We start from the raw sequence: 14,312 nt of genomic DNA on the forward strand, positions 1-14,312 counted from the left end.
GGACCACTGTAAACAGACTTGGGATAGTTACGAAGCCCTAATTCAACATAATCAATTTTAGCTTTTGCAACTGCTGTGAGGTAAGCGTCAACGACTTCTGGTGAAAAGTCCCAGTGGTTATAGTAGCCACCATCGCGAAGAGTACAGTCTAAAATTTTTTGCATAATGGATATTCTTTTTAAGTTAAACAGGTAAAGTGCTTAGTACAGTAAAACATACAAGCTTAATAGTAAAAGTGAGGTATTTATCAAACTAATTATTAAGTTATTACTTATCACTTTGGGGGAGTAAGCTCATTGTTCGGTTTAGAGCGCCTTGATTGGATGAGGCCCATTTATTAGCATGCAAAGCTCGGAGTAAATATTTATCTTGTTGAGAAATGATCTCTGTAGTCCTTAGGGCAAGGGTCGTTGAGTCTGGCACAATTAAGATACCATCCACAGCTAGTAAGTTTTCAACAATCTCCTTAAAGTTGAAATAGCTGGGGCCAGTAATGATGACTTTTTCTAACATGGCAGGCTCTAGCACATTGTGCCCTCCAACCTTATCTCCAATTAGGCTTCCACCCATAAAGCAGATGTCCGCTGCGCCCATCAACGTTAGCATCTCACCCATTGTATCGCCGAGATATACTTGAGTATTCGTCTCTACTGCATGCGTTGAAGTACGACGCACAGTGTTAAATCCTTGCTGTTGGCAAAGCGTGAATACATCATCAAATCGTTCCGGATGGCGAGGAACCAAAATAAGTAATGTATTTGGATGAGATTTTAAAACTTGTCTATGTGCATCTAATACCTGTTCGTCCTCGCCTTTGTGGGTGCTAGCTGCAATCCAAATTGGACGATCCTTTCCAAGTTGGGCTCGAAGCTGCTGTCCTTGCTGTTTCACTTGCTCTGATATTTGAATATCGAACTTAATCGAGCCAGTAACGGATAGTTTCTTTTTCTCAACGCCTAAGCCTTCGAAGCGCTCTGCATCTGAATCCGTTTGGCAGAGTACTTGAGTTAGGCATGGATGAAGCTGGTTAAAAAGCCGCTGTATTTTGGCGTAGTTATGACACGATTTTTCAGATAGGCGCGCATTCACGACAGTTATAGGGATACCCGCTTTGTGAACATGGTGAAGCGTGTTTGGCCACAGCTCAGTCTCAATGATCAACATTTGTTTTGGTTGTACTGCTTTAAGAAAACCTTTGATAGCGAACCCAAAGTCAATTGGCATATAGCGGTGTTTAACTAAATCACCCAACTTAGCAACCTGTTCAGCTCCCGTACTCGTTGTTGTAGTAACTAGAATAGATTGTTCGGGGTTTTGTTCCTTAAGGGCTTTAATTAAAGGTGTTGCTGCTATGCTTTCACCAACAGATACGGCATGTATCCAAATAGGTTTGTCGTTGCTTTTTAGCTTGGGGGTTATGCCAAAGTGCTCTTTCCAGCGAGAGCCGAACTTAGGCTTATTTGGTTTGCTCTTGTACAAACCAAATAAAAGCAGCGGTGACGCTAGAGCGAGTAGTAAGGTATAAACAATACGAACTAACATGAGCTTATCGTAATGGCGTCAAGTTTTTGGATGCTATCTAGCACTTGCTTAGGCGAAAGTTCTGTCAAGCACTTAAGGTGTTTGTATTGACATTCACGTTGGAAACAAGGGCGACAATCAATATCGGTATGAACAATCTCCACTTTTTCTGCGAGTGGGGGGGTGTACTTCGGTGAAGTTGAGCCATAAACGGCAACAACATTACAACCAACCGCAGCTGCCACATGCATTAAGCCTGAGTCATTCGCGACAACAGTCTTACATGCAGCAAGGAGATCGACTGCTTCAATTAAGCTGGTTTGGCCTGCCAGAACATGAATGTGCTCATGGAATTGCGTCGGAACAAGTGCGCGAATATTGTTACAAGTCTCTAAGTCCTTTTGAGAACCAAACAACCAGATTTGATGTCCAGAATGAGCCATTTGCGTCGCAACTTCAGCGTAGTGTGTTTCGGGCCATTTTTTGGCAGGACCAAACTCTGCTCCTGGGCACAGTCCAATAATTGGTTGGTCTTGGGCTAAGTTGAACTTTTTGATCGTGGCTTGTTGCTCTGCTTCGTTGATTGCAAGGCGTGGGCGAGGTAAAGTTTCAAGCCCGCCAAGAGAGTTAGAATCCACCATTTCTGCTTTTGGATAAGCTAACGCTACATAGCGCTCTACCATATACTGAAAAGACTTCATGTTAGGGCGTAAGTCATTCAATAAACCATAGCGCATTTCTCCCTTCCAGCCAGTACGAAGAGGAATGTTGGCAAACCATGGGATCAGTGCTGATTTCGCTGATTTAGGCAAGATATAGGCGTGGTCATATTGCTTTTCACGTAATGATTTGCCAATTTCCCTGCGGCCTAATAAGTTAAACTCACCATGACCGATAGGCATTTCAATCGCTTGATGGATTTCTGGCATACGCTCAAGAATCGGTTTACACCATCCTGGAGCGATAACGTCAATTTGGCTATCTGGATGGCGTTGCTTTAATACAATATATAACGATTGCGACATTACCATATCGCCGACCCATGCAGGGCCAATGACTAAAATCTTCATGCTTTGTTTTTCCAGTATAGGAATTTCAAAATTGACTCATAAGTTCTAAAAAGTTCAGCGTATATTTTATTCGCAAGAGTCATTTTGGATTTATCTTTTCTTTTACCACCAATCGTCGAAGCAATCTCTGCTCTAGTAAAGAGATCTGGAGACACGCTGTAAACTTGAACACCATGTCTCCATGGTTTTTCCATGTAGTCATCGACTGGTTCAATAAACTCTTGAGCATGCATAACAAACTTTGAGGCTGCTTTAGGTGTGACGATATAAGCGGTGGTACCACAAGTGCCTGCTGAGTATCCCCCTAGCATATGATTATCATCAATAGGTACGATTGGGGTGAATACACGCTTCTGAGTGGCAGACAACTTGATGTAGTCATAATTAGAAGTCAATGGAAGGGTATGTTCGAGTGCTTGCTTCAGCCCTTCTACGGGGTCGACGTTGTCTTCTAAGATGACGATCGGTTCATCAAGCTCAACACAGCGAACCCACAACTCGTAATGGCTTGCAAAACAGGCGACTTCACTGGTTTTTAATTGATACCCTTTGCGGCGTAGAGTAATGGTAGGACGACTTTTTTCTGAATGAAGAAAACGGTCAACAGAGCCATCTACTGCATCAAAAAATTCAAACGTAATGCCTTGTTGTTTTAACTTTTCTTCAATACGTTCTCGGCGATCTAGCGATCGAGCCAAGCTTACGACAAATACTTTCACTGCACTTTCCAGTCGCTGTTATATCTTGGTTTAAACAAATTGTAATAGTTATTGCCGTCTTCTTGAGAGTGCAGCAACTGTAGTACCCACATATATTGTTCGGGTTTATCACCGACAAAATATTCAATGGCTTCATTACAGGTACGAGCGTCTTGCTCTTCGCCTTTATCCAGCTCAAACGCTGGTAAAATCTCAATATCAAACGTACCATCTTCAGTGTTCATCGACGCAAATAGAGGCAGTACTTTTGAGCGTGATAGTTTCGCAATTTTGCCTAAACCAGGTAGCGTTGCTTTACGTGTTGCAAAAAAATCCACAAACACACTATGCTCTGGGCCGTGATCTTGATCAGGTAGATAATACCCTACATAGCCATCTCGAATGGATTTCAGAAAAGGCTTAATGCCACCTGAGCGTTCATAAACACGGCCACCGTATTGGACTCTTTGCTTGTGCATCAGCCAGTCAGCAACATCATTCTTTTGTTTCTTCGCCATTGCAGAAACTGGCATTCCCATTGAAGCGAGCAAGATAGCAGGCACATCAATTGCCCAAGAGTGGGGAACCATTAAAATCACATTTTCGTTGTTATCAATGTGCTGTCGTAAAATGTCTAGGCCGCGAATTTGGCAACGGTTCTGAAGCCATTTTGGTGAGCGTAAACTTAGTAACCCGAAGCGAAAAAAGAACATGGCTGCTGTGTAGAGTGTTTTTTCTATCAAAGTTTCACGTTCTTGGAACGACTTTTCCGGAAAACACAGCTCAAAGTTAACCCTCGCTCGGTGAGCTGGACCTTTGTGGGATTTACACAGTTTTTTGGCTATGGTTTTCGCTAACCACTTTTGTAAACCCAGAGGCATTAATGATAACGGTAAAAATAAGATAACACCTAACCACGTGCCCCAGTACTTAGGCGACAGAAAGTGGCGCTTAAACTCAGGGTTATATGCTTTAGGGTCGAAGTCATCACGTTTTATGGTCATGGCGTGTCTAGTTACCTATTCGTGTGCGGGCGAAGTGGTTTAAATGAGAAAAAGATAGTTAGGAATGATACAGGCTATTGCACTTGAGTAAAGGTGGCAGGTTATGGTTCTACCACCTTGTGGTGCTTAACTGTTTTGGATAGTCAAGTATTCGGCAACGCCTTCTGCAACTGTCTTGAATTCAACATCACAACCTGCGGTGCGCAGTTTGGTCAGATCCGCTTGTGTGAATTCTTGGTAAGCGCCTTTTAGGTGCTCAGGGAATGGGATGGTTTCAATTTGGCCTTTGCCATGATGCTTGATAACTGCTTTTGCTACCTCTTCAAAAGATTCAGCACGGCCAGTACCACAGTTAAAAATACCTGATACGCCGTTTTCTAAGAACCACAGGTTTACTTTACATACATCACCAACGTAAACGAAGTCGCGTTTGAATGATTCGCTGCCCGCGAACAATTTAGGATTTTCACCTGCGTTAAGTTGGTTGTTTAGGTGGAACGCAACTGATGCCATGCTACCTTTGTGGTCTTCACGTGGGCCATATACGTTGAAGTAGCGGAAGCCGGTGATTTGAGAAAGGGTCTCACCATGCTCTTCAGCGTCTTGCCATAGGCGACGAACGTAGTTATCAAACTGCTGTTTCGAGTAACCGTATACATTCAGTGCGCCTTCGTATTCGCGTTCTTCAACGAAAGTCTCTGTATCGCCGTAAGTGGCTGCGGAAGAAGCGTATAGGAATGGAATCTCGCGATCTAAACAGTAATGCAGCAGCTCTTTAGAGTACTCGTAATTGTTTAGCATCATGTACTTACCATCCCACTCAGTCGTTGCAGAGCAAGCACCTTCGTGGAAAATTGCCTCAATCGGACCAAAATCATCGCCCGCCATAATTTGGGTCAGAAAGTCGTCACGATCCATGTAATCTGTGATGTCCAGATCAACTAAGTTCTTAAACTTTTTGCCATTTTTTAGGTTGTCGACAACCAGGATATCGTTAATACCAGCTTCGTTTAGTGCTTTAACAATGTTGCTGCCGATCATGCCAGCGCCACCAGTTACGATGATCATAGAACTTCCACCATAGATTAAAATTTTCTCAGGAATTCTAGCAAGAAACGAAAAGTAGCGCTATTGGAAGCAGGAAGATAGGTTTGAGTCTTCTATGACTCAGTATCTAGATATGAAAAAGGGAGCCGCAGCTCCCTTGATTACTTTGTTATTCCACATCCGAACGGTTAGGCCTTTGATACCAAGGATTTCGCTCGTCGGTCAACTCAATCAAGCTGTATTTACGTCCGAGTTTCTGTCCTCCGTCACGAGTAAGAGGCTGCCAACTAAAGTTCGCACGATTGTTGCTTGGCTTAACGGTCATGATGTCAAATGGAATCGACAAGTAGAAACCTTTGGTAAAGCTACCTTCACCAAATTCATCCGCAGACAAGTCTGTAAATGACGCAAAGGCACCAGCAATTACGCCACTCTTGAACTGCTTAGAAACATTGATTTGTGTACCAACATCACCAGCTAGGAACTGACCAACATCGACTTGGATCATCAAATCTTGTAGGTATTCCCATTGAGGGTAGTAGTAACCAGATACAAAACCAGTGAAGCCTTTATCAATAACTTGGAACGGACGTCCATATTCTGGCACGTTTTGCCATTTCTCATCGTAAACACCGAAGTAACTTTGTGGATCACGTTGAGAAATTAAGTTGACGTCAGCACCAATTGCCCAGTTAGCTCCTTGTGGCCGGTAAAGAAACTCAGTACCTACTCCAGCAAACATACTCTCCAGATAGCCCGCGTAGAATTGCTGATCCATCGTATCGGAATACTCTTGGAACCAAGTCAATTGTAAGTTTGACATGGTTACTGCATGTTCATTTTGGTAAGCGCGGAACATGGTGCGAACACGAGGAACGGTAGTGCCATCAGGTGGAGTGACATAAATAAACTTATCGTAGTTGTTATACCAATCCCAGTATAACGAACCGCCAATTTCAAGGTTGTCCGTCAGCCAGTATGAGGCATTACCGCTTAGCCCTACACTAAAGAGATAGAAATCTTCAGCGTTTCCGAGAGTTTGAACTAGTTTAGGTGCAAAGCCCCAATCAAAACGTTCAAAACCATCGTAGATAGATTCTCCCGTTGGCTTAGTAGTAGCCCTTGAGGTTGCATCTTCTATTTTCGGATTGATGTAATTAACTTGGGCAAAGTCGCGATATTTCTCTTTGGAAATAATCGTTTGTTCGCCGACTAAGCCTCGGCTACGTTCATTGATCGCATAGGTATCAATATCGTCAGGCATTTCATTATGGAGTACAGCTGCCGCTTTTTCGTGTGCCTCTGTACGGTCACGATATTTTTTCTGCTCACCAACGACAGTTACTGTATTGTTATCAACATAAACACGCGTGTTTCGATAGCCAGCAATTTTGTCTAAATCTTCTGTTACACGTTCCCAATCAACATCAGACAGTTCTTTGGGTTGGTTATCTTCCACTTCCGGGGTTGGTGTGTCTCGCCAGAATGATGGCATATCATTGAAATTAGTGTTTAGCGTTAAGCCTGCTACTAAAGTATCGCCGCGTTCATAACTTAAACGAAAATCGGCCATGCCTAGACGGTAGAGGACACCAAAGTTCCATGGTGTGTGGGGAGACATATCTACACCAGCCTGAATTACAGGGTAGTCTGTGCTGTAATCGTTACCGTCGTATTCAAGCTTGAAGCGAAGAGGTTTATGAAGAGTTTGATATTCAATACCACCAAAAAGGGCAGCAGGGCCTTTAAAGGCTCTATCGAAGTTAGTTGTTCCGCCTGTAGATAGAAATTCTGAAGGTCTATCGCAGAATTTGTCTGATGCTTTACAAAAAGGGTTTGTGACCGTATCTCTAGTGCCTAGGTAGCCCCAGCCCATACCTAAAGTAAAATCAAAAGTACCTAATTTCGAATTAGAATATCGTTTTGTCGCCGCCAGAAACTCAGCATCAAAAAGACCAGTACCAGCAAAGTCTCGGACACCGAGAGAGAGCTCAGGAATATACTGAGACTCTTTTAGCAATCGAACTTTGAAGTCTATACCTTTATCGGTGTACTCATTATCAACATTAGGAAAAGTTGGGTCGTAGGGTATTGAGGCTACTCTCGTATAACGAATAGTCGTCTCCAACCAAGGCATAACTTGTAATGTTGCATTATAAAAAAGGTATTCATCACTTCCAGTGACAGAAAAGTTGAATTCCCCTTCAGGGGCCATACGTCCGGTTGGCATCTGCATTAAGCCAACACCACCAAAGTCAGACTGAGAAGGCTGTAAAGTGGGAGCCTCAAAGGGTATTTCTTGAGCCCAAACCAATGCTGGACCCATTAAAGAAAGGGTTAAGCTTTTTCTAATTGGCATCATTGCGGTCTCTTTGTGGAATTTGGTATCAGTTGAGTGAGTAGGCGGACAATGTCTTGGTCCATTTCGGAGTATTCAAGTTCACCAAACGGAATATATACCAATGTCAGAGGTGGTAAGTAATATTGTGTTGTTAACCAAGCTCCGTGATGCGGCTTAACTACGTGACCATCTGGGTAGATCAACACTGGCGGTGTTGATAACGTACCAATGTTACTTTTCAAATTCTCTAACTGTCTCTGCAAAGGGATGCCTGCTTGCTCCTTAATGGAATACACGCTATTTAGGTTTCCCAGGTAATACACTTTTTCTTCGCGTAGAGGGCTTGCGAGCAGGTAATTGCCGCGCAAAAGCGGATTGTCGAATTTATTTAGTCGAATTTTATCAACATCGATCGCAGACAGTAAGCGTGGTGCAAAGTTTTGCTTCTGAATAAATTTGTAGAATGGATGCGCAACCAAATTGTGTTGAATCATTTGATTGAGTACCGAGTTCTTTAAAGCGGTAGAGGTTTTCTCGGCATTATCTGATTTATCAAACAAAGTCGTACCAAGAGAGTATTGTAGTGAGACGTTTTGCTCCGTAGCGAGTGCTAACACACTTTCTAAACGAGCAGGCCCTTGGAATTTTAGCTGTTTGCCTACCTCCAGCAACTCAACATTTAATGGCTGTGTAGTAGAGGCTTCTGTTTGAGCGAAGCCATGTGTGCTCAAAAGCGGCATGACCAAACCGAGTAATGTGAGTAGTTGCTTGCTCATGATTTGCTATATCCCTTCAAAATGGTTAACTCAACCGGAATCATATTTGGCCCTAGGTGTTGTAAGGTTTTAACGACCTGACCTTGTTCATTGACCCAATAGTAGTTTTCGACCGCTCGAGAAAGGCTAATAAACACAACAACTTCTCTATATACGTTGGTTATAGTGCTAGAAATAGGTGTTGTTAACGTTTCTTGGCCTAAGTAAGAGCGCGTTACATTTGCTGGAAAGCCATAACGGTATTGTGTCGCCCAATCGTATGAGAGTGCGTAGTTGACAGAGGTTGAATCTAAAGAAAAATCTGGAACGTCACCGTAAACGCCCGCTAAGTCCCCACTCTGTAGACCAATCGTTTTGACAATATGTCCATTTTCCGTAACGAGCATTGCTTTATCGGCGCTTACCCATTTTAGTTGTTTTTTACCACTGAGTGGGTTTCGTTCCGCGAAAGCTAAAACAACAAACACCTGTTTTTGATTTCCAAGTTTCAAGTAGGCACTGGCATATGGAACAGCATTTATTTCTTCTGGTGTCATCTCTACATCAATGTAGTTACCGTACGCTTCTTGGACGGTTGCTGAAACATCATTGAATTTCTGTGTGCAGCCAAAGAGTAAACTTAGTAGCGGAAGAGTGAGGAGTGGTTGTATCCATTTAGACGTTCGGAAGATATTCATTATTCCCTCTTACAAATAAAATCGCCCTGAGTCATTCAGGGCGATTATCTTCTATCTACAAAACGAAATTAGTTTGTAGAAGTAGAAGTAGAAGTAGATGTTGAAGTAGATGTTGAGTCGCTATCTGACGCTGCAACTGCTACTACAGTTACTGCTGCTGCTGCACCTACTGCTACAGCTGTTGTGCCTGTTGCAGATGCAGAAGCTGCGCCTGCTGAACCTGCTTCTTCTGCTGCAAATGCAGTTGATGCGCTTAGAGCCATAAGAATAGCTAGAGCTGTATTCTTCATTATTAATCCTTGTATATCCGGTATAAAAACATCGATGTTTGGTAGCATAAAAAATGCTCCAAATTATATTCTAGATAAAAAAGCCTTAGCATGTAAATAGTTTCTTATTTTGCTATGGCTTACGATCTCATTTCTAACACCAGCGTGACATTGTGCGGTTATCTTGCTCCCTTGCTTGCTGATAAACTATCAAGAGTGCATAATTTGTCGGCCTATTTCCTCCAGGACTAGAGGTTTGGAGTCAATAGGTCGTTTTTACTTACACCATATAGAAAGCGATACAGTGGCTTACGCTCAACGCCTCAGGGCGGTAGCGTGCCAACTCTTCAGTATTTAATGGCCTGCATAGCACACTTAACTTTGCTTTGGCAGTCCATATTATTACCAGTACTAGGGACTTTTACGTGATAAGAAAGCAGCATTGTTTAGGAATACTTAGTGCACTGGGCTTAAGCCTGAGTTCTTTTTCAGCGTCAGCCGATTTTTATGCTGGTGCGTTAGTGAGCTACTCAAATGCAGAATTGAAAAGCTCGTCTTCTGAGTCCGTAAAAGAGGGGAGTCCTTTTCTTCTTAGTGCGCAAGCTGGTTATTTCTTTAATGACTATATCGGCTTAGAAGGGCGTTATGGGACATCAGTTCAACGTGACAGCGGTCTTGCCGTTGATAGCGTTTTGAGCGGCTTTGTTAAGTTGAATATGCCAGTTTCAGAGCGAGTTGCACTTTATGGTTTAGCTGGGTATTCAAGCGTTCAGCTCGATCTACAAAATGTAGGTTCTCACAAAGAACAAGGATTTAGTTTTGGGTTAGGTATGCACTACGCTTTAAACAACCAAAGCGCGGTGATATTTGAGTTCGTTGATAACGTCTCTGAAGACCAAGTTCGCCTTAACTCGATTACACTGGGTTTTCAGCACCGATTCTAATTTAAATACCTATAGCTCAAACTTGGGGCTAGGGGCTTTTATTCAATTATTATAGTGACATACCATGTTTAAAGGATATTTCTCTATTGCCGCTTTTATATTGGCAAGTACGTTTGCGTCTTATTCGATGGCACAAACACCCACTCCAGAACAAATAAAAATGTTTCAAAATCTACCCGCCGACCAACAACAGGCCTTGGCGAGTAAATATGGTTTCTCCATTCCTTCTAGTTCATCTTCAAACAAGTCTCCTTACGAAAACCCGCAAGTAATCAAACCTAGGGCTGAATCTAGTGGCGCTGTATCTTCTAATATAGAGGAACAATGGCTCAAAAAAGACGAGAAGGAAGAGCTTAAACGCTTTGGTTTAGATCTTTTTGCTGGTTCTCCAAGCACTTTTGCTCCGATCAGTGATGTTCCTGTGCCAGCAAATTACACCGTGGGGGCTGGCGATGAAATCATTGTGCAGTTGTTTGGTAAGGAGAATGAAACGCATCGTTTACGCGTAAATCGTGCGGGCACAATCAACTTCCCTTCACTTGGGCCAGTAAATGTTGCTGGCATGCACTTTTCCGATGTACGTGACTCCCTGACTCAACGAGTAAAAGAACAAATGATTGGTGTGCGCAGTGATATCTCATTGGGCGAATTGCGTACCATGCAAGTGTTTGTCATGGGGGATGCATATAAACCAGGAGCCTACACGGTTAGCGCATTGACGACAATTTCACAAGCTATCTATTACAGCGGCGGCTTTGGTGAAAGTGGAGCGCTGCGAGATATTCAGCTAAAGCGTGATGGGAAAATCATTCGTAAGTTGGATATGTATGACCTGTTACTAAAAGGTGATGCAAGTAATGATGTGCGCTTACTACCGGATGATGTTGTTTTAATTGGTTCTGTTAACGATACAGTGTCTATAGAAGGCGAGATCAACCGTCCTGCAATTTATGAAGTCAAGCAAGGTGAAACATACCAGCAACTTATTCAGATGGCTGGTGGTTTTACTGCGAATGCCCATGCCGAGCAATTGGAGATAAAACGCTATGCTTCACATGGCACTCGTGAGGCTCTGACGCTTGATTTCAATAAAACGCAAGATCGACAGAGTAAAGTTAAAAATGGCGACGCCATCAAGATCTTGAAAAAAAGCGAAGAGCTTACTCGTTACGTGCAGATAGAGGGGGATGTTCGTCATCCTGGCTATGTGGAATGGCGCAATGGCCTTCGTGTTGCCGATCTTTTCAAATCTGTTGACTCAGCTTTTAATTCTACAGCTGATGTTAACTATGCGGTTGTGGTAAGAGAGATTAATCCACAGCGTGATATTGAAGTGTTCCAACTAAGCTTAGCTAACGCGATTCTATCACCAGGTAGCCAAGACAACATTAAGTTACACTCACGAGACCGTATATTGGTTTTCAACCGCTTTAATAACGAAGACTTGGATACATTAGCAACGCAAGAGTCTGTTTCAAAAGCAAAAACGCTAGAACAAGCGCAAGAGCAAGCTGAGCTAGAACAACAGAAAGAACAAGAAGTGATGAGCTCTTCTGTTGCCGTTTCGCATTCTGCAGACGGTATGGTCGTCAACCAGAACACAACTCAGCTGGCTAAACCAGTTAAAATCATTTTCCGTGGTAAAGAGATTACAGAGGAAGACTTTGAAAAGCTGAAGCAAAATACTCGTCGCACTTTACTTGCCCCAGTGTTGTTACAACTTCAGCAACAGTCTCGTTTGGGGCTAGCCCCTCAAATTGCTGAAGTCTTTGGTGAAGTGAAGCACCCAGGACGCTACCCGATCACTCCAAGAATGACGGTATCAACGCTTATTGAAGCTGCTGGTGGTTTGACTTACAACGCATTCACAATTAATGCAGAACTAGCGCGAACCGCGATTAATAGTGCGGATGAGCGTGCGTATATTGATGTTGAACGTATTGATTTGCGTAAAGCAATCCAAGGCAGTGCTTCGGACGATGCAATTATCGTAGGCCGAGATCGTTTGAACATCCTAGAAAAGCCAAATGTGAAGCTACAAAGTACAGTCACTTTACAGGGTGAAGTTCGTTTCCCTGGAACCTATACTGTGCGTCAAGGTGAAACTCTGAACGAGTTATTGGAGCGAGCGGGCGGTCTAACCGAGTTTGCTCACCCTCAAGGAGCAATATTTACGCGTGAAGCATTACGCTTACAAGAGCAGAAGCTCTTAAATCAATACGCCGCAGATATGCGAAAAGAAACAGCGAAGAAGACGTTCCGAGCAGATAGCAATATAGGTTCTGTAATTTCTGACCCAGAGAAAACGTTAGCGTTTGTAGAGGAAGCAAGTCGCAGTAAAGCACTTGGTCGTATGGTGGTACAGCTAAACCGTATTTTAAAAGGCGAGCGTTCAGCAGACTTTATGCTCGAGGACGGTGACTTCCTCTTTGTTCCTACTTTCCGAAACACCGTTTCGATAATGGGTGAAGTTCAGGTTCCAATTACCTACTTGTTGGACAACAAACTTGACGTCGATGATTACTTGAACAAAGCGGGTGGTGCTAAAAAACAAGCTGACGAAGACCGTATTTTTGTAGTACGTGCGGATGGTTCTGTTTACAAGCCTTCATCAGGTTATTGGTTCGGAAACAATAAAGAAGGGTTAAAAGCTGGCGATACCATCGTTGTGCCAATTGATACTGACTATAGAGATGCACTAAGTACTTGGACAGCTGCGACACAGATCCTGTATCAAACTGGTGTAGCGATTAACGCATTGAAATAAATTAGTGGCAACTATTTGTTGTACTTTTTTCTAAAACTAGAACAGCATAAAGTACTCTTCTAACTAGCGGTACTTTATGCATCATCAATATACGAAAAAAATGAATCGAGAAAATTACTCAGATCGGTCTTTACCGTGCCCGACGGAAGCAGATTTCGCCCGCCCAAAGGAAATAGATCTACGTGAGCTTGTCATTAACCTATGGAAAGGAAAGTTTATTATCTTGGTTGTGACGGTTTTGTTTGGCGTTGCTTCTATTATATATGCTCTCTCATTGCCCAATATTTATAAAGCAGATACGTTACTTGCTCCAGCAGAGACCTCAAGTAGTGGAGGATTATCTAAAATAGCAGGGCAATTAGGTGGGCTTGCGACGCTAGCGGGCGTAAATTTGGGGGGGAGTGAAAGTAGCCAAACAGACTTAGCTATCCAAGTGTTAACGTCGAGGAAGTTTATTAATAATTTTATCTCATCTCACGATTTGCTCGTGCCATTAATGGCAGTGAAAGGCTGGGATATGGAGAAAAATACACTAATTCTTGACAACGAAGTATATGACTCTGAATCAAATACGTGGATACGCCAACCAGATGGTATGAGAGGTCCTATACCAACCGCACAAGAAGCTTACGAAATATTCATAAAAGACATAATTAAAGTCTCTGAGAATAAAGATAGCGGTTTATATACTATTTCTATTAGTCACAATTCTCCTTTTATTGCACAACAGTGGTTGTTATGGTTGATCGACGACTTAAATAACGTCATGCGCGAAAGAACTATTGCTGAAACTTCAAAAAACTTGGAGTATTTAAATTTGCAATTGGAAAAGACTTCGGTTGCAGATATGCAAAGTACATTTTATAAGCTAATTGAAGAGCAAACAAAAAGCTTAATGTTAGCTGAAGTACAGGAAGAATTTGTATTTAAAATGATAGACCCACCAGTAATTCCTGAGGTAAAAGCTGAGCCTAAGCGGGCTCTTATTTGTATTCTGGGTACTTTACTTGGAGGAATATTTGGGGTCGTGATCGTTTTATCGAGGTATGGTTTTAAGCATACTAAAATAGATTAATCTTGAGTGCATTAAGGTAGCAGGAGAAGTTGTTTTCATGAAAATTTTAGTAACCGGTGGAGCAGGCTTCATTGGGTCAGCTGTTGTCCGACATATCATTCGTGACACCCAAGATACCGTTAT

At 42.6% G+C, this 14,312-nt stretch carries 13 protein-coding genes; 4 read left to right on the forward strand and 9 right to left on the reverse strand.

Annotation, left to right across the window (positions count from 1 at the left end; translation table 11 throughout):
• Nucleotides 1–267: 267 nt before the first annotated feature.
• The 9 genes from waaA to R7D93_RS24695 all read right to left on the reverse strand — a co-directional run bounded on the left by waaA (nucleotide 268) and on the right by R7D93_RS24695 (nucleotide 9,424).
• The gene (waaA, locus tag R7D93_RS24655) at nucleotides 268–1,542 is read right to left on the reverse strand and encodes a lipid IV(A) 3-deoxy-D-manno-octulosonic acid transferase (protein ID WP_213869029.1); all 1,275 of its coding nucleotides are present in this window, start codon (nucleotides 1,540–1,542) and stop codon (nucleotides 268–270) included.
• Entirely contained in the window at nucleotides 1,536–2,591 is a 1,056-nt protein-coding gene (gene waaF / locus R7D93_RS24660; protein WP_053303377.1) for a lipopolysaccharide heptosyltransferase II, read from the reverse strand. The genes waaA and waaF overlap by 7 nt, the downstream gene beginning before the upstream one ends.
• Nucleotides 2,588–3,310, reverse strand: a complete 723-nt coding sequence (locus R7D93_RS24665) for a glycosyltransferase family 25 protein (protein ID WP_053303376.1) — start codon at nucleotides 3,308–3,310, stop codon at nucleotides 2,588–2,590. The genes waaF and R7D93_RS24665 overlap by 4 nt, the downstream gene beginning before the upstream one ends.
• Nucleotides 3,307–4,293: a lauroyl-Kdo(2)-lipid IV(A) myristoyltransferase gene (lpxM, locus tag R7D93_RS24670; RefSeq protein ID WP_132936695.1), complete on the reverse strand. Its 987-nt coding sequence runs from the start codon at nucleotides 4,291–4,293 to the stop codon at nucleotides 3,307–3,309. The genes R7D93_RS24665 and lpxM overlap by 4 nt, the downstream gene beginning before the upstream one ends.
• Before the next feature lie 126 nt (nucleotides 4,294–4,419).
• Nucleotides 4,420–5,361 (reverse strand): ADP-glyceromanno-heptose 6-epimerase, encoded by a 942-nt coding sequence (rfaD, locus tag R7D93_RS24675; RefSeq protein WP_005379462.1) that lies wholly within the window; start codon nucleotides 5,359–5,361, stop codon nucleotides 4,420–4,422.
• A gap of 148 nt (nucleotides 5,362–5,509) precedes the next feature.
• Nucleotides 5,510–7,702, reverse strand: a complete 2,193-nt coding sequence (locus R7D93_RS24680) for a YjbH domain-containing protein (protein WP_213869028.1) — start codon at nucleotides 7,700–7,702, stop codon at nucleotides 5,510–5,512.
• A complete protein-coding gene (locus tag R7D93_RS24685; RefSeq protein WP_140051702.1) occupies nucleotides 7,699–8,457 on the reverse strand; it encodes a capsule biosynthesis GfcC family protein in 759 nt (252 codons plus the stop codon). The genes R7D93_RS24680 and R7D93_RS24685 overlap by 4 nt, the downstream gene beginning before the upstream one ends.
• Complete coding sequence (locus tag R7D93_RS24690) at nucleotides 8,454–9,134, reverse strand: YjbF family lipoprotein (protein ID WP_225497203.1); 681 nt, start codon at nucleotides 9,132–9,134, stop codon at nucleotides 8,454–8,456. Before R7D93_RS24690 ends, R7D93_RS24685 begins: the two co-directional genes overlap by 4 nt.
• A gap of 68 nt (nucleotides 9,135–9,202) precedes the next feature.
• The gene (locus tag R7D93_RS24695; RefSeq protein WP_005535462.1) at nucleotides 9,203–9,424 is read right to left on the reverse strand and encodes a hypothetical protein; all 222 of its coding nucleotides are present in this window, start codon (nucleotides 9,422–9,424) and stop codon (nucleotides 9,203–9,205) included.
• 404 nt (nucleotides 9,425–9,828) lie between these two features.
• Between R7D93_RS24695 and R7D93_RS24700 the strand changes: the two genes are divergently transcribed.
• The 4 genes from R7D93_RS24700 to R7D93_RS24715 all read left to right on the forward strand — a co-directional run.
• Nucleotides 9,829–10,347: an outer membrane beta-barrel protein gene (locus tag R7D93_RS24700; RefSeq protein ID WP_047103814.1), complete on the forward strand. Its 519-nt coding sequence runs from the start codon at nucleotides 9,829–9,831 to the stop codon at nucleotides 10,345–10,347.
• A gap of 64 nt (nucleotides 10,348–10,411) precedes the next feature.
• Nucleotides 10,412–13,114: an SLBB domain-containing protein gene (locus tag R7D93_RS24705; protein ID WP_053307411.1), complete on the forward strand. Its 2,703-nt coding sequence runs from the start codon at nucleotides 10,412–10,414 to the stop codon at nucleotides 13,112–13,114.
• 76 nt (nucleotides 13,115–13,190) lie between these two features.
• Nucleotides 13,191–14,189: a Wzz/FepE/Etk N-terminal domain-containing protein gene (locus tag R7D93_RS24710; RefSeq protein WP_225497205.1), complete on the forward strand. Its 999-nt coding sequence runs from the start codon at nucleotides 13,191–13,193 to the stop codon at nucleotides 14,187–14,189.
• Between the two features lie 37 nt (nucleotides 14,190–14,226).
• Nucleotides 14,227–14,312 (forward strand): NAD-dependent epimerase/dehydratase family protein (locus R7D93_RS24715; protein WP_225497008.1); only part of this gene is annotated, 86 nt, incomplete at its 3' end.

The organism is Vibrio sp. YT-15, from assembly GCF_033337445.1.
GTDB lineage: Bacteria > Pseudomonadota > Gammaproteobacteria > Enterobacterales > Vibrionaceae > Vibrio > Vibrio alginolyticus.